The sequence below is a fragment of the Acidovorax sp. LjRoot117 genome, assembly GCF_964252695.1.
Taxonomy (GTDB): Bacteria; Pseudomonadota; Gammaproteobacteria; order Burkholderiales; family Burkholderiaceae_C; genus Acidovorax.
Genome location: NZ_CAXUPO020000004.1, coordinates 12,721 through 34,236, shown reverse-complemented (window position 1 = coordinate 34,236; position 21,516 = coordinate 12,721). Strand labels below are relative to the sequence as shown.

The 21,516-nt window shown below is 67.9% G+C and carries 22 protein-coding genes and 1 pseudogene; 9 read left to right on the top strand and 14 right to left on the bottom strand.

Features of this window, described 5'->3' with window-relative positions; all coding sequences use genetic code 11:
* Positions 1 to 178: 178 nt before the first annotated feature.
* Together ACSQ3D_RS13365 and ACSQ3D_RS13360 are read right to left on the bottom strand one after the other, a co-directional pair.
* Positions 179 to 727: a gamma carbonic anhydrase family protein gene (locus tag ACSQ3D_RS13365; protein WP_436127240.1), complete on the bottom strand. Its 549-nt coding sequence runs from the start codon at positions 725 to 727 to the stop codon at positions 179 to 181.
* Between the two features lie 114 nt (positions 728 to 841).
* On the bottom strand, positions 842 to 1,495 hold the full coding sequence (locus ACSQ3D_RS13360) for a TetR/AcrR family transcriptional regulator (protein ID WP_436127239.1): 654 nt from the start codon (positions 1,493 to 1,495) through the stop codon (positions 842 to 844).
* Between the two features lie 139 nt (positions 1,496 to 1,634).
* On the opposite strand from ACSQ3D_RS13360, the gene ACSQ3D_RS13355 reads away from it, so the two are divergent.
* Positions 1,635 to 2,711 carry an MBL fold metallo-hydrolase gene (locus tag ACSQ3D_RS13355; protein ID WP_436127450.1) on the top strand — a complete coding sequence of 359 codons (1,077 nt, stop codon included), beginning with the start codon at positions 1,635 to 1,637 and terminating at the stop codon, positions 2,709 to 2,711.
* Between the two features lie 51 nt (positions 2,712 to 2,762).
* On the opposite strand, the gene ACSQ3D_RS13350 is transcribed toward ACSQ3D_RS13355, so the two are convergent.
* Complete coding sequence (locus ACSQ3D_RS13350; RefSeq protein WP_436127238.1) at positions 2,763 to 3,626, bottom strand: hypothetical protein; 864 nt, start codon at positions 3,624 to 3,626, stop codon at positions 2,763 to 2,765.
* Positions 3,627 to 3,787: 161 nt separating this feature from the next.
* Positions 3,788 to 5,332 (bottom strand): PLP-dependent aminotransferase family protein, encoded by a 1,545-nt coding sequence (locus ACSQ3D_RS13345; protein WP_436127237.1) that lies wholly within the window; start codon positions 5,330 to 5,332, stop codon positions 3,788 to 3,790.
* Positions 5,333 to 5,433: 101 nt separating this feature from the next.
* On the opposite strand from ACSQ3D_RS13345, the gene ACSQ3D_RS13340 reads away from it, so the two are divergent.
* Positions 5,434 to 5,910 carry an OsmC family protein gene (locus tag ACSQ3D_RS13340; protein WP_056410786.1) on the top strand — a complete coding sequence of 159 codons (477 nt, stop codon included), beginning with the start codon at positions 5,434 to 5,436 and terminating at the stop codon, positions 5,908 to 5,910.
* 10 nt (positions 5,911 to 5,920) lie between these two features.
* On the top strand, positions 5,921 to 6,559 hold the full coding sequence (locus tag ACSQ3D_RS13335; RefSeq protein WP_436127236.1) for an FMN-binding negative transcriptional regulator: 639 nt from the start codon (positions 5,921 to 5,923) through the stop codon (positions 6,557 to 6,559).
* A 246-nt stretch (positions 6,560 to 6,805) separates the two neighbouring features.
* On the opposite strand, the gene ACSQ3D_RS13330 is transcribed toward ACSQ3D_RS13335, so the two are convergent.
* From ACSQ3D_RS13330 to ACSQ3D_RS13320, 3 genes are all read right to left on the bottom strand, one after another.
* Positions 6,806 to 8,200: a homoserine dehydrogenase gene (locus ACSQ3D_RS13330; RefSeq protein ID WP_436127235.1), complete on the bottom strand. Its 1,395-nt coding sequence runs from the start codon at positions 8,198 to 8,200 to the stop codon at positions 6,806 to 6,808.
* A 144-nt stretch (positions 8,201 to 8,344) separates the two neighbouring features.
* Positions 8,345 to 8,494 (bottom strand): hypothetical protein, encoded by a 150-nt coding sequence (locus tag ACSQ3D_RS13325; protein ID WP_156370408.1) that lies wholly within the window; start codon positions 8,492 to 8,494, stop codon positions 8,345 to 8,347.
* Positions 8,495 to 8,650: 156 nt separating this feature from the next.
* On the bottom strand, positions 8,651 to 10,549 hold the full coding sequence (locus ACSQ3D_RS13320; protein WP_436127234.1) for a WD40/YVTN/BNR-like repeat-containing protein: 1,899 nt from the start codon (positions 10,547 to 10,549) through the stop codon (positions 8,651 to 8,653).
* 478 nt (positions 10,550 to 11,027) lie between these two features.
* Here ACSQ3D_RS13320 and ACSQ3D_RS13315 point away from each other — a divergent pair, with 478 nt between their 5' ends.
* Complete coding sequence (locus ACSQ3D_RS13315) at positions 11,028 to 11,348, top strand: acylphosphatase (RefSeq protein ID WP_436127233.1); 321 nt, start codon at positions 11,028 to 11,030, stop codon at positions 11,346 to 11,348.
* Positions 11,349 to 11,376: 28 nt separating this feature from the next.
* Here ACSQ3D_RS13315 and ACSQ3D_RS13310 read toward each other — a convergent pair whose 3' ends face one another.
* The 3 genes from ACSQ3D_RS13310 to ACSQ3D_RS13300 all read right to left on the bottom strand — a co-directional run bounded on the left by ACSQ3D_RS13310 (position 11,377) and on the right by ACSQ3D_RS13300 (position 14,340).
* On the bottom strand, positions 11,377 to 12,177 hold the full coding sequence (locus ACSQ3D_RS13310) for a DUF72 domain-containing protein (protein ID WP_436127232.1): 801 nt from the start codon (positions 12,175 to 12,177) through the stop codon (positions 11,377 to 11,379).
* A 61-nt stretch (positions 12,178 to 12,238) separates the two neighbouring features.
* Entirely contained in the window at positions 12,239 to 13,582 is a 1,344-nt protein-coding gene (locus ACSQ3D_RS13305; protein ID WP_436127231.1) for an ATP-binding protein, read from the bottom strand.
* Positions 13,579 to 14,340 (bottom strand): response regulator, encoded by a 762-nt coding sequence (locus ACSQ3D_RS13300; RefSeq protein WP_436127230.1) that lies wholly within the window; start codon positions 14,338 to 14,340, stop codon positions 13,579 to 13,581. The genes ACSQ3D_RS13305 and ACSQ3D_RS13300 overlap by 4 nt, the downstream gene beginning before the upstream one ends.
* A 179-nt stretch (positions 14,341 to 14,519) precedes the next feature.
* On the opposite strand from ACSQ3D_RS13300, the gene ACSQ3D_RS13295 reads away from it, so the two are divergent.
* From ACSQ3D_RS13295 to ACSQ3D_RS13280, 4 genes are all read left to right on the top strand, one after another.
* Positions 14,520 to 15,074 (top strand): DUF2147 domain-containing protein, encoded by a 555-nt coding sequence (locus ACSQ3D_RS13295; RefSeq protein ID WP_436127229.1) that lies wholly within the window; start codon positions 14,520 to 14,522, stop codon positions 15,072 to 15,074.
* Positions 15,071 to 15,802: a cytochrome c biogenesis CcdA family protein gene (locus ACSQ3D_RS13290; RefSeq protein ID WP_436127228.1), complete on the top strand. Its 732-nt coding sequence runs from the start codon at positions 15,071 to 15,073 to the stop codon at positions 15,800 to 15,802. The genes ACSQ3D_RS13295 and ACSQ3D_RS13290 overlap by 4 nt, the downstream gene beginning before the upstream one ends.
* A gap of 26 nt (positions 15,803 to 15,828) precedes the next feature.
* Positions 15,829 to 16,410, top strand: coding sequence for a thioredoxin family protein (locus ACSQ3D_RS13285; RefSeq protein ID WP_436127227.1), 582 nt, complete (start codon positions 15,829 to 15,831; stop codon positions 16,408 to 16,410).
* Between the two features lie 82 nt (positions 16,411 to 16,492).
* Positions 16,493 to 17,815 (top strand): serine hydrolase domain-containing protein, encoded by a 1,323-nt coding sequence (locus ACSQ3D_RS13280; protein WP_436127226.1) that lies wholly within the window; start codon positions 16,493 to 16,495, stop codon positions 17,813 to 17,815.
* Between the two features lie 158 nt (positions 17,816 to 17,973).
* On the opposite strand, the gene ACSQ3D_RS13275 is transcribed toward ACSQ3D_RS13280, so the two are convergent.
* From ACSQ3D_RS13275 to ACSQ3D_RS13265, 3 genes are all read right to left on the bottom strand, one after another.
* Positions 17,974 to 18,411 (bottom strand): OsmC family protein, encoded by a 438-nt coding sequence (locus tag ACSQ3D_RS13275; RefSeq protein WP_436127225.1) that lies wholly within the window; start codon positions 18,409 to 18,411, stop codon positions 17,974 to 17,976.
* Between the two features lie 140 nt (positions 18,412 to 18,551).
* Positions 18,552 to 18,803, bottom strand: a complete 252-nt coding sequence (locus tag ACSQ3D_RS13270) for an ATP-binding protein (protein ID WP_436127224.1) — start codon at positions 18,801 to 18,803, stop codon at positions 18,552 to 18,554.
* A gap of 220 nt (positions 18,804 to 19,023) precedes the next feature.
* Entirely contained in the window at positions 19,024 to 19,437 is a 414-nt protein-coding gene (locus ACSQ3D_RS13265) for a YkgJ family cysteine cluster protein (protein WP_436127223.1), read from the bottom strand.
* Between the two features lie 214 nt (positions 19,438 to 19,651).
* Between ACSQ3D_RS13265 and ACSQ3D_RS13260 the strand changes: the two are divergent.
* Positions 19,652 to 19,976, top strand: a pseudogene (locus tag ACSQ3D_RS13260) (hypothetical protein); the annotation flags it as partial.
* Between the two features lie 478 nt (positions 19,977 to 20,454).
* Here ACSQ3D_RS13260 and ACSQ3D_RS13255 read toward each other — a convergent pair.
* Complete coding sequence (locus ACSQ3D_RS13255; RefSeq protein ID WP_436127222.1) at positions 20,455 to 21,456, bottom strand: HNH endonuclease; 1,002 nt, start codon at positions 21,454 to 21,456, stop codon at positions 20,455 to 20,457.
* Between the last annotated feature and the right edge of the window lie 60 nt (positions 21,457 to 21,516).

Sequence of the window (21,516 nt, the reverse complement as noted above, 5' to 3'; positions counted from 1 at the left end):
GGGGCCGCCATGGGGCGGATGCCGATTATCGGCGCAGGCGAAAGACATTGGCTGGGTGCACACATCGCGATGCGATCGCGGAACGGGCTGGCCAGCGGCAACGCTGGCTGGTGCGGGCATCGTGATGCGTGTGGACCCGCGGGGGCGCCTGGGCGGCGGGACCCTGTCCGTCCGGTGGCTAGGTCCCCATCGCGGTGCCGCCCGCAAGGTAGTTGTTCTTCACCCGCACATAGTGCTCGGCCGAGTATTTGAGGTACGCGATCTCAACCTCGGTCAGCGCACGCTGGCGCACCGCGGGCCGGCCGATGTAGAGATAGCCGCTTTCCAGCACCTTGCCGGGCGAGACCAGGCTGCCAGCACCCAACATCACGCGGTCTTCGATCACCGCGTCGTCCATGACGATCGAGCCCATGCCGATCAGGCACTCGTCGCCGATGCGGCAGCCGTGCAGGATGACCGAATGGCCGATGGTCACGTAGTTGCCGATGACGAGCGGTGAGCCCTCGGGCTTGGCTGGATTGCGGTGCGACACATGGCCCATGGTCAGGTCCTGCACATTGCTGCATTCGCCCACCACGATGCGGTTCACGTCGCCGCGCAGCACCGCGTTGCACCACACCGAGCTGTCGCGGCCCAGGGTGACATCGCCGATGACCTGGGCGGAGTCGTGCACGAAGACGCCGGTATCGACGGTGGGGAAGGTATCGAGGTAGGGGGCGAGGGGCATGGCGGCGCTGTGGGTGAATGGAGTGAAGAGACCGGTGGAGCGGCGAGCGTACCGTCTGGCGGTATCTGCCAGGCGTGGTCACAGCGGGACCAAGGCGCGATCACGTGCGCTCTGTCACGCGGCGGCCGTGCCCTGGCGCGGCACTGCATAAAAGCCCAGGAACATGTCCACCGCATCGCCCAGTACCTGCTGCTGCTCGGGCGCGGTGAGCGGCGCGCCGCCCATGGCCAGCTGGGGCCAGAAGGCGAAGGACTTGACCATGCCGTGCAGCTGGTGGGCGGCGTACTGCGGGTCCACGCCCGCGCGCAGTGCGCCGTCCTGCTGGGCTGCGCGGATCCAGCGGGGCAGGCCCTCCTCCTTTTCGGACAGGCGCGCCACCATGGCCCGGGCGCGCTCGGGGGTGTGCATCATCTCGGCCATTGCCACGCGCGACAGGTCGATGAAGCTCGCGTCGTTCAGCAGCTCCATCTTCTGGTCCAGCACCGCCAGCAACTGCGCGCGCAGCGGCTGGTGTGCGTCGTAGGCCACGTCGGGCAGCGAATGGCTGCGGTCCCACAGGTGGTCCAGGATGGCGCCGAACAGCTCGTCCTTGCTGGGAAAGTGGTTGTACACCGTGCGCTTGGACACCTCGGCCGCCGCGGCCACGCGGTCCATGCTGGTGCCGTTGAAGCCATGTTCGCGGAACTCGCCGATGGCGGCCTGCACGATGGCCTCGCGCTTGCGGTCGGTCAGGCGGGTGGGGGCAATCACGGTGGCAGGCTCGGTCATGGCCCCATTTTACACCGGGGAGTTTACTTTTTAGAAAAGTGAACTACACTGTGCAGTGCACTTTTCGGAAAAAGCACTTATGCTTCGCCGCATCCCACGAATTCCCCGCATCTTTCTCATCCTTACCGTCGTCACCGCCATGGCCTACAGCATCCTTTCCTGCACCTCCCTGCCGGCAACATCGTATGAACAGTCGCCCCAGCAAGTCGACGGCAAGTTCCGCAACGCGGCGCCGCGCCAGGCGCCGGGGTTTGCCAAGACGATGGGCATCATGTGGCGCTTCATGACCGACAAGCCCGCCGATGCCGTGCCCGCAAAGCCGCCCCAGGTGCTGCCGCTCACGCAGGCCGACCTGCTGGCCGCGCCGGACCTGAGCCTGTGGCGCCTGGGCCACTCGACCATGCTGCTCAAGCTGCAAGGCCAGTTCTGGCTGACCGACCCGGTGTTCTCGGAGCGCGCCTCGCCGTTTTCCTTCATGGGCCCCAAGCGCTTTCATGCCCCGCCCATCGCCATCGACGAGCTGCCCCCCATCACCGGTGTGGTGCTCTCGCACGACCACTACGACCACCTGGACCACGCGGCCATCCAGCAGCTTGCGCCCAAGGTCGCGCATTTCGTCACGCCACTGGGCGTGGGCGACCGCCTCATCGCCTGGGGCGTGCCGGCGGCCAAGGTGCAGCAGTTCGACTGGTGGCAAGGCACCACCATCGCCGGCGTGAAGCTGGTGGCCACGCCCGCGCAGCACTTCTCAGGCCGCACGCTGTCGGACGGCAACCGCACGCTGTGGGCGTCGTGGGTGATGGAGGCTGGCGAAGGCACCGGTGCGACGCGTATCTTCTTCAGCGGCGACACGGGCTACTTCGACGGCTTCAAGGCCATCGGCGAGCGCTTCGGCCCGTTCGACCTGACCATGATCGAAACCGGCGCCTACGACGCGCAGTGGCCCGACGTGCACATGCAGCCCGAGGAAAGCCTGCAGGCCCACCTGGACGTGAAGGGCCGCCACCTGATGCCCATCCACAACGGCACGTTCGACCTGGCGCTGCACGCGTGGACCGACCCGTTCGACCGCATCACCGCGCTGGCCGGCAAGGCAGGCGTGCCGCTGGTGGCGCCCGTGATGGGGGAGCGGCTGGATATTCGGCAGCCTGCGCTGTCGAAGCAGTGGTGGCGCGGGGCGGCGGTGGACGCAGGCGCGGGCACTGCAGCGCGGTAGCGGGTTAACTGCGGTACTGCGATGGCTGGGCCTGGCAACCGCCCGTGGGTGTCAGGCGCCCGGTACCGGGTCGCTGATGTCGCCCTGTCGCCGTCCGTCCTTGAAGAACTGCACGTTGGGAGGCAGACCATCCTCAAGGGTGATCAGCCCGAACTGGCGCTGGGCTGTCACAGGAATGTTGGCGGGGAAAAACCCGGCGAGCAACGGTGGAGCGAAATCCACTGCCGCCCCGGAGGCGATGTACTCGTGCAGCTGGCGCCCACCCTTTTCCGTCCATGTGGTCTTGCGATCAATCTCGTGGATGTCGCCGCTGAGCACGCGCACGTCATACGTTTCGGCCAACGCCAACAGCCACCTCAGGTCTTCGGGATAGTGCTTCCAGCCGTTGATCTCCCAGCCGTTGATGGTCGAACCGCTGGCCACCAGATGCAGCGCGTTCGGATAGTCGGCCATGCGCGCCTGCATCATGGCTTTTTGCTGGGTGCCCAACAGCGTCGGCCCGTCGCGCCACGAGCGCCCGTCCGTCAGGTGCAGCACCACCGACCCGGCAAACAGCACCTGGCAGCGGTAGCCAGGCATGGCGTCGTTGAAGCGCACTTCCCCTCGCGGCACGCCGATGTTCTTGAGCACCCGCGGGTCCATCGCGGTGACTGGGAACGGCGCAACACCCGCCAATGCGTCGCGCCAGCACTGAAAAAGATTGCTGGAGTAGACCGCGTGTTCCAGGTGGCTCAAGGCCTGCTGTTGACGCGCGTCGTTCCACAGGAAGTCGTGGTCATCCCAGATCGCGTAAGTGGCCAGTCCGTCTTGCTGCAGCAGTGTCCGAAACTCGGGCACTGCCAGTTGCTTGCGGTACAGGCGGTGCACATGCGCCGCAAAATCGCCCGGGTTCAGCAATGCGGGTTCGGTGACCATGCCGTCGGGTCCTTTGGGCCAGGGGCAATCGATGTAGATCGAGTCGCCCAGCAACACCAGCACGTCGGGCTTGTGCCAGCCTATGTCTTCCCAGACGGGCTGGCGTGCGGAAAAAACCTCGGTCGACATGCACGAGGTGAACGCGATTTTCTTCAAAGTGGTCATGCCGTCTTTCTGCGGTGGCGTGGCGGGGTGGACGCCACGTTTGTATGCGGCGCGCGCACGTGTGGCAAGGACAAAGCTGCCACCACCCGCGCCGCGGCCACGATCTCGGCCTCGCTGTAGCCCGCATAGCCGAACAGCCAGCCGCGCCGGGTCGACTCCATCGCGTAGCGCGACAGGGGCGCCAGCATCACCCCGGCGGTGAGGGCGCTGCGGCTCAAGGCTTCGTCGTTGCTGCCGGGCGCGCTTTCCAGCAGCAGGTGCATGCCCCGGTCGCTGGGCGCCAGTTGCAGTGCGCCGCCGCTGGCATCGGCCAGCGCGTCGATCAGCACCTGCTGGCGATGCTGGTACAGCTCGCGCATCTGGCGCAGGTGGCGCAGCAGGTGGCCTTCGGCGATGAAGCGCGCCAGCACCGCCTGGGCGTCGCCCGGCGCGTGCCGGTCGGTGATGGCGCGGGCCATGGCAAAGGCTTCCACCAGCGCGGGCGGCACGACCACGAAGCCCAGGCGCAGCCCGGGGTGCAGGGTCTTGGAGAACGTGCCCACGTACAACACCCGCTCCGAGCCCGGCAGGCTGCACAGGGCGGGCACGCGCTGGGCCTTGCCATCGTGCTTGCCGTACTGGAATTCGCCGTCGTAGTCGTCCTCCACCACCCAGGCGTCGTGCGTGCGGGCCCACTGCAGCAGGGCCTGGCGCCGCGCCAGGTGCATGCACACGCCGGTGGGGAACTGGTGCGTGGGCGTGACCACGGCCATGCGCGCACCGGGCCACTGCGCGGCGCCCTCGGCGATGCGCAGGCCCTGCGCATCCAGCGCCACGGGCCGCGCCAGCACGCCGTGGCCCAGCAGGCTGGCGCGGATGCCGGGGTAGCCGGGGTCTTCCACCAGCACCTCGTCGCCCGCGTCCAGCAGCAGCCGGGCGATCAGATCGATGCCCTGCTGCGAGCCCGAGCACACCACCACCTGCGCCGCATCGCAGCGGATGCCGCGCGACGCCCACAGCCACAGCGCAATGGCCTGGCGCAGTTGGGGGTCGCCCGCAGGGTCCAGGTACTGCGCGCGGGCGCTGCGCTGGCCGGGGCTGGCCTGGCGGGCCAGGCGGTCCCACAGCGCGAACGGAAAGGTGTCCACCTCGGGTGCGCCGATGCGGAACGCCCGCGCCGCCACATGCGGCGGCCGCCAGCGCGCCGCCGTCTCTGCGATGAGCTGCCCGCGCTTCGACAGCCCGCGCGGCGGCGCCACCAGGCCTTGCGTGGGCGCCGTACCCGCGGCCTGCGACACATAGGTGCCGTCGCCCACACGGGCCTCCACATACCCTTCGGCCTGCAGGCGCTGCACGGCCCACAGCACGGTGTTGCGCGACACGCCCAGGCCGGCCGCATGCTCGCGCGACGGTGGCAGGCGCGTGCCTGCGGGCAGCCGCCCTTGCTCGATGGCGCTGCGCAACTGCTCATACACCTGCTGGCGCAGCAGGCCCGGGCGTGGGCTGGATGCGGCTTCTGCAGCGGCGATGGAAGTCTTGGGATTGGCTCTGGCAACCGGCATGAATTGGCCCCTTGGTTGTGGCAATGCAGCCATAAACTGAAGAACCATTTTAGAAACCATCCGGGCTGCCTGCGAGGCCCCGGACCCACAAGAAAGATCCTATGGCCGAGCACACCGCCACCATCGCCTGGTCCCGTGGCAGCGACGACTTTCTGGACAAGCGCTACCACCGCGCGCACAGCTGGCAGTTCGACGGCGGGGCGGTAGTGGCCGGGTCGTCGTCGCCGCATGTGGTGCCACTGCCCTACTCCGACGCCGCGGCCGTGGACCCGGAAGAAGCCTACGTGGCCGCACTGTCGAGCTGCCACATGCTGTGGTTCCTGGACTTCGCCTGCCGCGCCGGCTGGCGCGTGGACAGCTACACCGATGCCGCCGTGGGCACCATGGCCAAGGACGCGCAGGGCCGCCTGGTCGTCGCGCACGTGCAGCTGCGGCCCGTCACGCGCTTTGATGCCGCGCACGCACCGACCGCCGAGGTCCTGGCCGACCTGCACCACCAGGCGCATGCGGCATGCTTTTTGGCCAACTCGGTCAAGACGCAGATCGACTGCGCGCCCGTGCTGGAAGTTGAAGGGTAAGGAGCCTGACATGACCATTGCCAACCGCCAGTTCCAGGTGACCGACCCGGCCGTTCTGCACGCGCTAGTGCGCGCGCAACCTCTGGCCACCCTGGTCGTGTCGCACGAGGGCTCCCTGCACGTCAACCACGTGCCGCTGTACCTCGACCCCACGCGTAGCCCGCACGGCACGCTGGTGGGCCACGTGGGCCGTGGCAACGGCGTGTGGCCGCTGCTGCCGCAGCAGGCGGTGGCCGTGTTCCACGGCCCGCAGGCGTATGTGTCGCCGTCGTGGTATCCGTCCAAGGCCATCGACGGCAAGCAGGTTCCCACCTGGAACTACGCCACGGTGCATGCTCACGGCACGCTCAGGGCGGTGGACGGCGGCCCCGAGCGCCTGCGCGCCATCCTGCACACCCTGACCGAGGCGCATGAATCGCACCGCCCGCACCCCTGGCACGTGGACGATGCGCCTGCCGACTACCTGCACAAGCTGCTGGGCGCCATCGTGGGCGTGGAGCTGGCGGTGGAGCGGTGGGAAGGCGTCTGGAAGGTGAGCCAGAACCGCACGGACACGGACCGCGCGGGCGTCGTTCAGGGGCTGACGGCGGAAGGCACGCCGCAAGCGCTGGCCATGGCGGCGCTGGTGGAGCGAGGGACGGGCATCTAGCCACTGTTTGCTATGACATTCATAGCATTTGGCGCTTGATAGGCAAGCGATGGGGCCTGCTGGGGTCTTCAAGCACCGTCGAACCCACCCATACCGTTCGGGCTGAGCTTGTCGAAGCCTTGCGCGGCGCCACGACAGGCTCAGCGTGAACGGTGGGGGGTGGGGGTGGGTGCGGGGTGGTGATGGCAGGGCGCGACGTGCAGCTCGGCACCACCCGCGGCAACCCCTCGGCATCACCCCTCGGCATCACCCCTCCAGCATCTCCACCCGCAGCGACACCACCGGCCCGGCCACTGCCGGGTGCGCGCCCAGTGCGTGCACGGCCAGGTCCACCGTGGCCTGCGCCACCGCGTCGGTCAGCACCAGCACCTGGGGCGTACCGCCGGCGGGCAGGTGCTGCGCGCATGCCAACTGCACCTGCGCCACGGGCACGTGCTGGGCCGCCAGCCACGCGCCCACGGCCTCGATCTGCTGGGCCTGGTGCACGGGCACGCGCAAGTAGTGGCGGGTGTGCACGGCGGCGCGGGGCAGCACGGCCAGGTGGTCGTGGATGGCCGGGGCATGAAAGCCCAGGTGCGGCACGCGCTGCGCCGCGTGGGTGCCGTGAAGCCGCGCCACGTCCACCAGGTCGGCGATCACGGCCGAGGCGGTCTGCTCGGACCCTGCGCCCGCGCCGTAGTACATCGTCACGCCCGAGGCGTCGCCCTTGACCATGATGCCGTTCATCGAGCCGTTCACATGCGCCAGCAGGTGCGTGGCGGGTACCAGCGCGGGCTGCACGCGCAGTTCCACGCCGTCGGCACCATCGCCGTGCTCGCGGCGGCGGGCGACGCCCAGCAGCTTGATGCGAAAACCCAGCTGCTCAGCGCAGGCCACGTCCAGGCCCTGCAGTGCGGTGATGCCCTCCACCTGCGCGTCGGCAAAGCGCAGCGGCATGCCGAACGCGTTGGCCGCCAGCAGCGTGATCTTGTGCGCGGCGTCGATGCCTTCGATGTCGAAGGTCGGGTCGGCCTCGGCATAGCCCAGCGCCTGCGCCTGGGCCAGCGCCTGGGCAAAGCCCACGCCTTCGTCGCGCATCTTGCTCAGGATGAAGTTGGTGGTGCCGTTGATGATGCCGGCCACCCATTCGATGCGGTTGGCCGTGAGGCCCTCGCGCAGCGCCTTTACGATGGGGATGCTCACGGCCACCGCACCTTCGTACGCCACGGCCACGCCGTGCTGGCGCGCGGCGGCAAAGATCTCGTTGCCATGCTCGGCCAGCAGCGCCTTGTTGGCCGTGACCACGTGCTTGCCTGCGTGGATGGCGGCCAGCACCCATTCACGCGCGGGGCCGGTGCCGCCGGCGGCCTCCACCAGCACATCCACGTCGGGGTGCGTGGCGACCTGCAGGGGGTCGTTGGTCAGGGCTACGTCCTTGCCCACCACGCTCTCGGCGCGGGCCAGGTTGCGCGCTGCGACCACCACCACCTCGATGCCCCGGCCCGCGCGGCCCGCGATCAGCGCCTGGTTGCGCGCCAGCACGCGGAAGGTGCCCGCGCCCACGGTGCCAATGCCGATCATGCCCACGCGCAGGGGGCGCAGGGCCGCCGCTGTGGGCTGGAACGACGGGGCTTCTAGGGACTGGACGGGATCGCGGAACATGAGCTTCTCCAAACGACTGCAAAACAATCAAACGAACGAACAAACAAAAAAACCCAGCTGCCAGAGCTGGGTTTCATTCACATTCGTCTTGGGGGAGAAGAGAGCGATCACCAGGTGGCTGCCGAAACGGCCACCTGCGCGTGCTCAGGTGGCCGCGGGGGTAATGGTGGTAATCATGCGTGCACCCAGTGCCCGCTGTTCACCATTGGCCCGCATGGATGCGGGCGGCATCATGCCCATGCCCTGGAAGGCAGTGGCGCGTGCGTTGGTGAAGGGGATGGCGGTGTACGACATGAAGTGCGCAGTGTAACGCAGCCGATCCGGGGGACGTCAAGTGTGCAGTGCGGTTCGCAAGTTACGCGGCTCCCCATCCGCAGGCAACATGTTCCTGATGGCTGTGCACGTGGCTTTCCATCCAAGGGTCGCTGGCGCTCACAAGGCCTGCAAGCGTTACTGGACGGTGAATTGGGGCCCCGCCAGCACGTAGCTGATCGGCATGAAGACGCCTGCACCGACGTACTGCAGTTGCAAGGCATCCTCTTGTCCACCCGAGAGGGAGCCTGCCACGCCGGTCGTCGTCGAGGACCTGCGTGAGCCTGCGTAGAGATTGCTGCCCGAATTGCCCGCGAGCAGCGTCAAACCGTCGCTGCTGCTGGCAACCGGGTTCCAGCTTCCTGCGCTCGCAGTTGATCTCCACGTCGCGCCATAGTCCGAGGACTCGTACAGTGTTCCCCCGGAGCTGGCCGCCACCACAAAACGGCCGTCCGAAGAGGTGGCGATCCCGCGCCAGTCGCGGGTGGCTCCCGTCGGCTGCCAGGAGGTCCCGTAGTCGCTGGAAGTCCAGATGGATCCGGTGTCGACGCTGGCATACAGCCGTTGACCGTCGGCAGACGAGGCCACGCCCCACCAGAATTGGCTCGAGGCCCTGGCCACCCATGTGACGCCATAGTCGGTCGACACATACAGCAGCGCGCCGTTGGTGGCGGCTACCAAGACGCGCCCGTCGGAAGACGAGCTCACCGCGCGCCACGCGCGATTGCTGTCACGCGATGTCCAGGTGGTGCCGCCATCCGAGGAGGTCCAGAGGGTGCCCAGGTACGCCGCTGCCACAAGGCGCGAACCATCGGCGGAACTGGCTATCGCACTCCATGCCCGTGCACTGCCGTCATTCGACCAATTGGCGCCCCCATCGGTGGAGTGGTAGATGGATCCTCCATTGGTGACCGCCGCGATTTTGGTCCCGTCGGACGACATCGCCGCGCCGCTCCATGTCTGGCCCGTAAGGCGCAGTGCCCAGTTGGCACCCGAGTTGGTGGTTGTGTAGAGCTCCCCGGACGAGGAGGTCGCCACTTGCCGAGTGCCGTCGGCAGATACGGCCACAGCACTCCAGGTACCCGATGGAGCCTGCGCGGTCCACGCGATGTTCATGCCGCCTGCCACGCTGCGGGTGGCAATGCGTTGGCCCGCATTCTGCGCAATGGTCCAGCCACCGGAGCCCACGCCGGTGACCTTGATCCAGTCGCCGATGGCGGGGGCGGTGGGCAGAGTGATGACGACACGGGCGCTGGGGTTGTTGGCAAGGTAGCCGGTGTTGGACACCGCCTGTACCGCACTGGCCGTCACATTGACCCACTGTGTGTCTGCGGGCGCAGCACTGCACAGGTAGGACGTCGAGGTGACCTCTGCGACGCTGAGCACCCCGTTGTTGTCCCTGTCCAGGCCCGATTGCACCCGTTGGCCGCCATATGCGCAGTTGGCGCCGGGCAACTCGGAGGTCAGCGAGAGCAGGCTGTCGTGACCCGCGTTGCCGGCAGGCCCCGAGCCTGCGGGGGCGCCCGGCGCTCCGTTGCAGACGTAGCTGGTGCTGGTGACTTCGGCGTCTTCCAGTACCCCGTTGCGGCTGGTGTCCAGTCCCGCGAGGACGGCCGACCCGCCCTGCGCGCATTGCGCACCTGCAGGTTCCGGACGCAGGCGCACCAGCGTGGACAGCCCATTCGTACCGCCAGTGCCGGGCCCGGCGTTGGAGCCACCGGTGCCATTGCAAACGTACTGCGTGGACGACACCTCCGAGTCGGCCAGAACACCGTTGGCATCGATATCCATGCCCGACTGAATGCGCACGCCTCCCGCCGCACAGTTGCCACCCGGCGCTTCAGCCGCAATGCGCAGCAGCGTTGCGGAGCCCGTGGCTGGCGAGGACGGATTGGTACCCGTGTCCGAAGAACCCCCGCCGCAGCCGCTCAGCAAGACGGCAGAAAGCAGCGCCGTAGCGCCCAGCAGACGCTTCGGCTGGTGGGCCTTGGGGAAGACAGTGCGCGAGAGATCATCGAAAAGGCTGCAGAAATGCATGGCAGAGCGGTATGGAAGGGTAGAACAACACCTATGCCGTGCACCGTGCAGCTATGACCGACGCCCCACCCACGCTGTGGGACACGAGGCACGGCATCCTGAAGCCAATGCTGCCAAGTCCCAGCGGTGCAACAGGCGTGCCAATTTGAAGGTGAAGGGCTGTGGCAAGACACCTTCCGGGTCTCCCGGTAGCTTGCATGCGGCAGGCTGCGGTTACAACGGCGCAATAACTATATCGACTGGACATCCTTTGTCCATTCAAAAATTTTGCCGTACCAGGGCCGGGTGGCCCTGCAGCCGGGCGCAGGGATGCGCAGCGATCACCATCGCGTCGAACAGGCAACACGCAGACGGCGCACCACGCACATCCGGTGCGGGGTTGCGTACCGATGGACGAGATGGGCCTTGCGGGGCGCTGCGGGGTGGCCTGGCCTTGCGCGTATCCTTCATTCCCCTGCCGCACCCACAGCCTTCCCCCATGCCCACCACGAACGCCGATCCTCGTCCTGATGACGATGGCATCACCCGCCACCTGTTCATCCACGGCCATGTGCAAGGCGTGGGCTACCGCTGGTCCATGGTGCAGGCTGCCGAACGCCTGGGCGTGACGGGCTGGGTGCGCAACCGCCAGGATGGCCGCGTGGAGGCCTGCGCCTGGGGCCCGGCATCCGCCGTGCTGGCGCTCATCGACTGGGCCCACCAGGGCCCTGAGCATGCGCGGGTGGACCGCGTGGTGGTGGGCCATGTGCCCGATGGCGGCGAGGCGCCGCAGGGCTTTGTGCAGCGCGAGACGTCGTAGCGCCCTGCTGCCGTTGTGGCGGCTGTGGCTACCCGCGCAGGCCCAGCTGCCGCAGCAACTCCATCGCCCCTGCAGGCGCGCGCTCCTTGGCGCCATTGATGAAGTACACAAACACATCGCGGGGCCGCTCGCCGCCGGTCCAGGTGCGCACACCTTGCGCCCACTGCGCAATCGCCTCGGTGGTATAGCCCGTGCGCACACCGCTCTCGCTGCGCATTAGACGCAGGTAGGCGAAGTCGGCCTCGGCATCCGCGATGGCGGGAAACTTGCCGGAGTCGGTGTACACAGGCACGCAGCGATACCGGCGCGCCAGCGCCACAAACTCTGGCGTCGCAAAACTCGGGTGGCGCACATCCAGCGTGTGGCGCAGCGGCAGGCCATCCACCTGCTGCGGCAGCAGTGCCAGAAAGGCCTCGAAATCCCCCGGATCCAACGCCTTGCTCGGCATGAACTGCCAGACGATGGGCCCCAGCTTGTCCTTCAGTTCGGAGATGCCGCTGTCGACAAAGCGCGCGATCGAATCGCCCGCCTCCGCCAGCACGCGGCGGTTCGTCGCGAAGCGGTTGGCCTTGAGCGAGAACATGAAGCCCTCGGGCGTCTCGCCGTGCCATTTGGCGAACGTCGGCGGCTTGAAGGTGCTGTAGTACGTGCCGTTGACCTCAATCGCCGTGAGCTGGCGGCTGGCGTACTGCAGCTCTTTGCTGTGCGACAGGCCCGCGGGGTAGAAGTTGTCGCGCCAGGGCTCGAAGGTCCAGCCGCCGATACCGACGCGGATGCGCGGGTTGCCGGCGCTGATATCGCTCTGGCGGGTGCTGGCAGAGGTGTCCACGGCCTTGTCCTTTTGAGAATCCACGGAGCGGCCACTGTAGCAGCGGCATGGGCGCACATGCCTATGCCGGGCTCGCCTCCGGCAGCTCCAGCCGCGCCTGCAGTCCCTGCGCGCCATCTGTGCGTGGCCCGAGCACCAGGCGGCCGCCCAGGGCCTTGGCCAGCTCGCTCGCAATCGCCAGGCCCAGGCCGGTGCCGCCAGTGCCGCGGTTGCGCGAGTCTTCCAGCCGCACATAGGGCTGCAGCACGGCGGCCAGGTCGGCCTGCGCAATGCCGGGGCCGCGGTCCAGCACGCGCAGCAGCCACGGGCCTTGCGCCGGTGTCTGGTCCTGTTCCTGTTCGCATGCCTCCAGGCTCAGCTCGGCCGCGCCCGCGAACTTGATCGCGTTGTCCACCAGGTTGCACACCAGCCGGCGCAGCGCTTGCGGGCGCGTGTCGCAGGTGCCCGGGTCGGCGTGCAGCAGCGTCACCGGCAGGCCCGCATCGGCGTAGTCGAACGCAATGCTCTGCAGCAGCGCGCGCAGGTCCACGCGCTGCAGCGGCTCCTGCACGGCCTGGGACGAGCGTGCGTAGGCAATGCCCTCTTCCACCAGCGACTGCATCTCGGCCAGGTCCGCGTGCAGCTTGCCCTGCAGCGCGGTGTCGTCCAGAAGGTCGGCGCGCAGGCGCAGGCGGGTGATGGGCGTCTGCAGGTCGTGCGAGACAGCGGCGAGGATGCGCATGCGCTCCTCCAGGTGCGCCTGGATGCGCTGCTGCATGCGGTTGAAGGCCTGGGCAGCACGCTGCACCTCGCGCGGGCCGTCCTCGGCCAGGGGCACGGCAGGGCGGTCGGCACCCAGCGCATCGGCCGCGTCGGCCAGAGTGCGCAGGGGCCGCGTGGCCGCGCGCACCGCCCAGGCGCACAGGCCCACCAGCAGCGCCAGCTGCAGCGCCAGCGCGCCCAGCACCCAGGGCGAGACCTGCAGCCGGGGCTCGTCCATGTCCACGGCCAGTGGGGTGCCGTCGGCCAGCTGCAGCTGCAGGCGCAGCTCGGTGCCGGGCATGCGTGGGTCGATCACGCGCACCGAGCGGCCCGGTGGCAGCGTGGCGCCCACGGCGCCGGCAATCAGGCGGGCCATGGCGGACGGGTCCTCGGGTGCGTCGAGCGGCGCGGTCAGCGTGAAGCGGTAGTTGCGGCGTGCCAGCCGGTCCACCCATTGCGCGCGCTCTGCGGCGGGCAGGCGGTCCAGCATGGCCAGGGAGCTGGCCACGTCGCTCGCCAGGTACGACACCATGGCGCGGCGCATGGTCATGCTGCGCTCGGTGATGGCCAGCACGAAGGTCAGCGCATGCGCCAGCGCCAGGCCCAGCGCCAGCACCAGCAGGATGCGCCCGAACAGCGAGCGGGGCCACCAGCGCAGCGTCATGCGGCGGCCTCTTTGGGTGTTGCCGTGGGCAACACGTCGGCGCAGAACACGTAGCCCTCGTTGCGCACGGTCTTGATGTAGCGAGAGCCGCGAGCACCGTCCCCCAGCCGCTGGCGCACGCGGCTGACCAACAGGTCGATGGAGCGGTCGAACACATCGGCATCGCGCCCCTGCGTGAGCTGCAGCAACTGGTCGCGCGTGAGGATGCGCTGCGGGTGGTCCAGCAGCACGCGCAGCAGCCGGTACTCGGCGCCCGACAGCGCCACCACCGCGCCCGTGGCATCGAGCAGGTGGCGCGCCGTGGTATCGAGCCGCCAGTCGCCAAACGCGAGGTGGCGCGCGGGCTCGGCCACCGCCAGGTTGGGCGGCAGCATGCGCGTGCGCCGCAGCACCGCGTGGATGCGCGCCAGCAGCTCGCGCGCGGCAAAGGGCTTGGTCAGGTAGTCGTCTGCGCCCAGCTCCAGGCCCAGGATGCGGTCGGCTTCGTCGCTGCGTGCGGTGAGCATGATGATGGGCAGCGGCGGCGCGCCGGGGCTGCGCAGCTCGCGGCACAGGGCGATGCCGTCGGTGCCGGGCAGCATCAGGTCCAGCACCAGCAGGTCGATGCGCTGCGTGGCCAGCACCTCGCGCATCTGCCGGCCGTCGGCCGCCACGCTGACCTGCAGGCCCTGGCGCTGCAGGTACTCGGCCGCCAGCTCGCGGATGCCCGCGTCGTCATCGACGATCAGGATGTGGTCGGGCGGGGGCGTGGTCGTCATGGGCGTTGATTGTCCAGACTTTGGCGCCGCGCGGCGATGCCGCCGCAGGCCCGCCATGTATCTGAACTTGTCTGGCGCCGCTGCCGACAAGCGCGCATACCAAAAGGCCCGCGCACGACAAACCGCCGATACGTGCGCTGGCTTCAATGCAGTCTTCCTGAACTTCACGAGGACTTGCCATGAAACCCACCATCGCCATCGTTGCCGCTGCTGCGCTGGCCCTGGGCCTGGCGCAGGCTGCCAGCGCGCAAGAGGCCGCCGCGCAGCCCGCCACTCCCGGGCAGTCAGCATCGGCACTAGCCCCCCACCCCCAGGCCCCGCTGGGCCGCTGGATCACCGAAAGCGGCAACCTGGAAGTGGACGTCGCCCCGTGCGCCACCGACGCCAAAACCACCGCCACCTCCACCAGCGCCAACGCCGGTGGCAGCCCCACCCTGTGCGGCAAGGTGGTGCGTGTGCTGGCCAACCGGTCCATGAGCGCCCCCGGCACCGACATGGCCGCCGCCGACGCCCGCCCCGCGCTGGGCATGACCCTGCTGTCGGCCCTGCGCGATACCGGCGGCGGGGACTATCAGGGCGAGATCTACAACCGAGAAAACGCCAAGACCTACCGCGCCACCCTCACCCCCGCCGAGCCCGACCAGCTGCTGGTGCGCGCCTATGTCGGCATCCCGCTGTTCGGCAAGACGCAGGTGTGGCGCCGCCCGGCTGCAGAGCACGGGGGTGCGCCATGACCATGGCCGCAACCGCCGTTGCCACTTCGCCCTGGCTGGCCGTGGCCGCCGGCATGCTGACCGTGGGCGCGCCCTGCGTGCTGCCCATGCTGCCGGTGGTGCTGGGCGCGTCGGTGGCGGGCGGCCCCGCGCAGCGCACGCGCCCGCTGTTCATCGCGCTGGGCTTTGCGTTGTCGTTCGCGGCCGTGGCACTGCTGTTCAGCAGCTTTACGCAGGTGCTGGGCGTATCGCCCGAGGGTTTGCGCCGCTTCGCCGCCGTGATGCTGCTGGTGTTCGGCGTGCTCACGGTGTGGCCCCGGCCGTTCCACTGGCTCAGCCAATACGCGGGGGGCGTGCTTCACCGCGTGGGCAGTGTGGGGCTGGGTTCATCGGGCGGCAACTGGGGCGGCCTGCTGTTGGGGCTGAGCCTGGGCGCGGTGTGGACGCCCTGCGCCGGGCCGGTGCTCGCGTCCATCCTCACCCTCATCGCCACCGAGCCGCCCGGTGTGGGCACCGCCGTGCTGCTGCTGGCGTATTCCTCGGGCGCCGCGCTGCCCATGCTGGCCATCGCCTACGGCGGCCAGGCAGCGGCCAGCCACGTACGCCGCTTGTCGCGCCACGCGCACCGTGTGCAGCAGGTCTTTGGCGTGGTGGTCATCGCCGTCTCACTGGCCATGTTGCTGGAGGTCGATGGCCAGGTCACCGCCTGGCTGTCGCAGTTTTATCCATCGTTTTCTGGCGGGCTGTGAGCGGCGCGCAGCAAGGAGTTTTCACCATGACATCGCACCCCTTTTCACCCTTTGCGCTGCAGCGCCGCGCCTTCCTCGCGTCTGCCGCTGGCGTGGCCGCAGCCGTGGCGGCACCCGCCATCACCCACGCGGCAGGCCCCGCCATCCAGGCCGCCACGCTGCCCGACCTGGGCCCCGCGCCCGAGTTCACCGGCATCGAGCGCTGGCTCAACTCCGAGCCCCTCACCCTGGCCCAGCTGCGCGGCCGCGTGGTGCTGGTGGACTTCTGGACGTACGCCTGCATCAACTGCATACGCACCCTCCCCCACGTCAACCGCTGGGCCGAGCTGTACACGCCCCAGGGCCTCACCGTGGTGGGCGTGCACACGCCGGAGTTTCCGTTCGAGCGCACCACCAGCAACGTCGAGGTCGCCCTGCGCCGCCACGGCGTGAAGCACCCCGTGGCGCAAGACAACCGCTACGGCACCTGGAAGGCCTACAGCAACCAGTACTGGCCCGCCGCCTACCTCATCGATGCGCAGGGCCGCATTCGCTACAAGCACTTCGGCGAAGGCGAATACGACCGCACCGAGGCCGTGATCCGCGCGCTGCTGGGGGCGCGGGGCTAGTCCCTGCGAACCAGCAGCTCACCCTTTCTTGCCACGTCGTTGCTCTGCCCGATCCCATCCACCTTTGCAGGACTTTTGCACCATGCCCTGCCCCCGCCTTCACTTCGCCCTGGTCACGCTGGCTGCCACCGCAGCCGCTGTCTGCATGGCCTCTGCCAGCCACGCCCAGGCGCCCCAGCTGCCCCCGCCCGATGCCACCCAGCCTGCCGCGCTGCGCTTGATGCAGGGCTTTCCGCCGCCGCCCGACAAGGTCGTGCGCCTGGGCAACATCCTGCAGTACCCCAACGTGCGCTGGGCCGCGCACCACCTGCGCGAGCTGGGGCCCACGGCGGCTGTGTGGCGCGGTGCAGGCACGCCCAGCGCACTGCCCACGACAGCCCGCCCGCTGAACGACGCGCTGCCCCTGCCCGACGGCCAGGGCGGCACCACCACGCTGGCCGACTGGCAAAAGGCCACCTACACCGACGGCCTGCTGGTGCTGCACCGCGGCCAGGTGGTGTACGAGCGCCACCACACCGGCATGCAGCCCCACCAGCCGCACGTGCTGTGGTCCATGAGCAAATCGCTCACCGGACTGCTGGTGACCGAGCTCATCCACGAAGGTGTGATCGACCCGACCGCGCTGATCCCCCGCTACCTGCCCGAGCTGGCTACCAGCGCCTGGGCCGATGCCACCGTGCAGCAGACGCTGGACATGACCACCGCCGTGCAGTACGCCGAGAACTTTGCCGACCCCACGTCCGGCGTCTTCCAGTACCTGGCCGCTGCAGGCCTGCAGCCCGCGCCGCCCGGCAGCAGCGCGCCCAAAAGCATGGCCGAGTTCTTGCCCACGCTGAAGAAGGACGGCGAGCACGGGGCCGCGTTCGCTTACAAGTCGGTGGACACGGAAGTGCTGGGCTGGCTGCTGCAGCGGGTGACGGGCAAGAGCTACGCCACGCTGTTGTCCGAGCGCATCTGGTCGCGCCTGGGCGCGCAGGAAGATGGGTATGTGTTTGCCGACGCCAACGGCGGCCAGTCCACCAGCGTGGGTATGAACGCCACGCTGCGCGACCTGGGCCGCCTGGCAGACATGCTGCGCGCCAATGGCCGCTACAACGGCCAGCAGATCATCGCGCCGGCCACCATCGCAGAGCTGCGCAAGGGTGCGGACCCGGTCCGCTTCAGCAAGGCGCCCGGCACCGCCATGCGCGCGGGGTATTCGTACCACAACCAGTGGTGGGTGCCGCACGATGCGGACGGCACGCTGGAAGCCAAGGGCCTGATGGGCCAGCACATCCACATCAACCCGGCGGCGCAGCTGGTGGTGGTGAAGCTGTCCACCCACCCCGTGCCCAACACCGCCTTCACGCACGCGGTGGACCGGCAGGCGTTTGCCGCGCTGGCCGCAGCGGTGCGGGCGCGGTGACGAAGACGATCGGGAATGCAACGCAGACGGCAAAACGCAGCGACAGGCGTGTGCACCTGCGCTGCGCTAGTGGCCGATCATCACGTGGGCGTCGGATGGATATCGCGGGCCGGGGCTGGTGTGCAGACCGCGCTGCAAGCACCCCCCGCCCGGCGCCTTTACTCCACCAGCTTGGCGGTCAGCGTGATCTCTGGCACCGAAGCCAGGGCCTTGGACAGCGGGCAGTTGGCCTTGGCATCGGCTGCCAGCTTTTGAAACGCCGCATCGTCCAGCCCCGGCACCTTGGCCGTCAGCGTGAGCGCAATGCGGTCGATGACAAAGCCGTCGCCCTCCTTGGACAGGCGCACGCTGGCCGTGGTGTCCACGGTTTCGGTGGCAATGCCCGCCTTGTCCGCAGCAAACGAAAACGCCATGGTGAAGCAGGCCGCATGCGCCGCACCCACGATCTCTTCGGGGTTGGTGCCCTTGCGGTCGTCGCCAAAGCGGCTGGCAAAGCCGTAGGGATACTTGTTCAGCGCGCCGGTCTCGGTGCTGATCTGGCCTTGGCCGGCCTTGCCGGCGCCCTCCCAGTGAACGCTGGCTTTCTTTTCAGACATGGCGTGACTCCTTGTGCATGGTGCATGCAGTGGTGGTGGGTGAACGGCCGGGCCAAAACCCGGGGCCCTGAATCACACCACAGGCACCGTGCGCCGGCTGTGGGACAAAACCGCTTCGTCCATCCCCCCCCCGCTGCCTGTCAACCGTTGTGCACGCCAGGCGCAGCACCCGTGCGCACCATGCGGATCGCATCGAACGGGCAGCGCACGGCGCACAGCGCGCACCCGGTGCAGCCCGCCGCATCGTGCAGCGCAGACCGCTTGGGCCCCCAGCTGGTATCGCCCTGCACCTGCAGAGACAGCACATGCGGCGCACACACCGCCACGCACCAGCCGCAGCCCGTGCAGCGGTCGGTGTCGATGGCGGGCAGGGCTTTGCAGGGTGGGGTCATGCGGTGGGGCATTCAGGGCGTGGTTCGGTGCCTGGGCCTGTGTACAAGGCGAGTACGGTGTGCGGGTTGTGAAGGTCGTGCAGCGGGGGGCAGAGTCCACGGCTGCGCCACAGCTTACCGCGCTGCACTGCCGGGGTCGAGCTTCTGCCTTGTCGCAACGCCGGCCCACCCGCTGCCTGGGCCGGGCCAGCAAGCCCGTACATGCCGGGCCGAGTGCTGGTCAGCCCTTGCGCTTCAAGTCCCGCGCCCCGTAGGCACAGTAGCCTGGCTTGGGGCTCTTCTTCTGCGGGTGCAGGCGGCACGTCTCGGGCCGCTTGTCGTACACGGTGCACCGCCGCGTTGCGGGGTCCAGAAAGTTGCAGTCCCCGCTGGCCCGCCGCGCCATCGTGAACACCGCATTCTTGTGGTTGAAGTGGTCGATCAGCCGCGCTTTTTGCAGCCGCTTGGCAATGTGCCGCAGCTCTTCATGCTCGGCCTCGAAAGGGTCCACCAGCTCCAGCCGCACCAGGTCGGGCAGCTGCACCTCCAGCGGCATCGTGCAGCAGTTGGCCGCACAGGTATCGCACAGGCCCGCGCGGTAGCGGGCCCAGGTGTCCAGACGGTCGACGTCGACGATGGCAATGGGGGAACGCATGGGGCTGCAATTGTGCCTGGGCGGCTGTCCGCCCGGTGGGCACAGTCCACGCTGCCGTCGCGGTCAGCCGCCAGTGCCGGGTGCAGGGGCCGCCCGCGCCCCGGTCTCCAAACCTGTCGCCGCCTGTGGCGCTTGGCCTACGCCAGCGTGGCCCATTGCTGGGGAACATGAAGTTCTGGACGTATTCACGCACATCTACCCACAGGAGACCACCATGACCCATCCCCAAGACCCCAACCGCGACATGAACCTGGACCCCATCACCAAAGAACCCGGCGCCCACCCCATCGGCACGGGCATCGGTGCCGCAGGCGGCGCCGTCACGGGCGCAGCCGCTGGCTCCATCGGCGGCCCCATCGGCGCGGCTGTGGGTGCCGTGGTCGGTGCGGTGGTGGGCGGCCTGGCCGGCAAGGGCGCGGCCGAAGCCGTCAACCCCACGGATGAAGACGCCTACTGGCGCGACGCGTATGGCCGGGAGCCGTACTACTCGGATGCCTACACCTACGACGACTACGCGCCTGCATACCGCCATGGATATCAGAGCGTGATCGACGGACGCCACCGCGACTGGAACGACGCGCGGGACCATCTGCAGACGCGCTGGGACACCGACCGGGAGAGCAGCCGTTTGAACTGGAAGGATGCGGAGCCTGCAGCCAAGGCGGCTTGGGAACGGGCGGATCGGATTTGGAAGCAGACGAAGCAGGAGTAATGGCTCGGCAGGCGCATGTCGTATGCCGGTGTTCCGCGGGGCACGGATTTGTCGTAAGAAGCACGTCCCCGCCGAGCCTGGACGGATCGTCAACTATGCACTCGCATAGCGGATTCGAAGTCCTTTTGGCGCGTGGTACCTGCTGCTTTGTTGAAGCACCATGAAAATCGAAAGCGGTATTTGTGATTTTCATGGTGCCGTAGGCTGTTAGTGAAGCAATCCAGGAAGTTTCGAGCCTACTGTTGCCGTTGCGACCAGACACCTTCCTCAATACGCGCGGTGTGGACCAGCGAGGTTGAATAGTTTTAAGTCTCTTCGAGTGCGCTCCCACGCAGCCTTTCCAATCGCCATACAAGAGCTTCACGCTTAGGGACAAAGCGAGATTGGCTGGGTAGCAATAGCTTCTTACCTTTTAGAGAGGTAAGGCGCGCATGGTCAGCTATGCGTTCATCCAACATCGGACTGACGTGCCAGCACAGGTCCGGGCCAGGTGCAATGAGGTGTCGGTCCATTGCCCAATGGAAATCTGGGGTGAGCGCCAAGCCGTTGCGTGGATCGTCGTCACCTGCCTCGCTGAACGGATGTATGTGGGCTGCTTCAACCATGGTTTCGCCGGACGAAAGAATTATGCGAACGCCGCTCGCAGCGCAGCGGTAGTCATAGACCTCGGTAACCACGCGTCTGAATGCGGGATTGCGCACATACATAGGTGGCGCTGCCTCTGCTGCAGTCAGGGGATCTGACTGACGCAGCCTCTGTTCATATCGACTTACTTCGCCTGCGTGCGCCACTACTTGCCGTAGATCTTGCAAACCTCGGTCGAACCAATGGCTTGCAAGCGTAGTGGAGAGTTGCATCAACGAGTCTGGATTCTGAAGTAGCCTAAACAATTCGTCGTCCAATTCCGCCCAGGCGAAATTGCGCGTAATGTCCGCCATGCTTCGTGCCGTGGTCATGGCCCTTGCAATAGTCTCGCGGCCCGGCAGCGGTCTCAGGTGCCAGAAACTTGGCTGCCCGCTTCGCAATCGTCCACCCAAGTGAAAGTACGGAAAATATGGGTTTGCATGGTCCGTGGGCGCACGCACCGCGTCGAAGAACTGGTAATAGCGCTCCAATAGCGCGGGGCCGAAAAAAATGCGGTTCTCAGCCAGCGCTCCGGCTTTAGCTAAGTCGAAAACGGCCAGCAGCAAGCACAGCTTATGAGGGCTTGCACGCCCGTCTCGCACGTTGACGTTGAGCCGCCGCAGCGCCTCTCGATATGCCTCCAGGCTCATGGCCAGCAATTCGCTCGTTCCGGCGATATCCACAGTACCCAGACCATCGATTCTGGCAAATTTTCGTCGCACCGCCGCATCAGGCGAATGGGA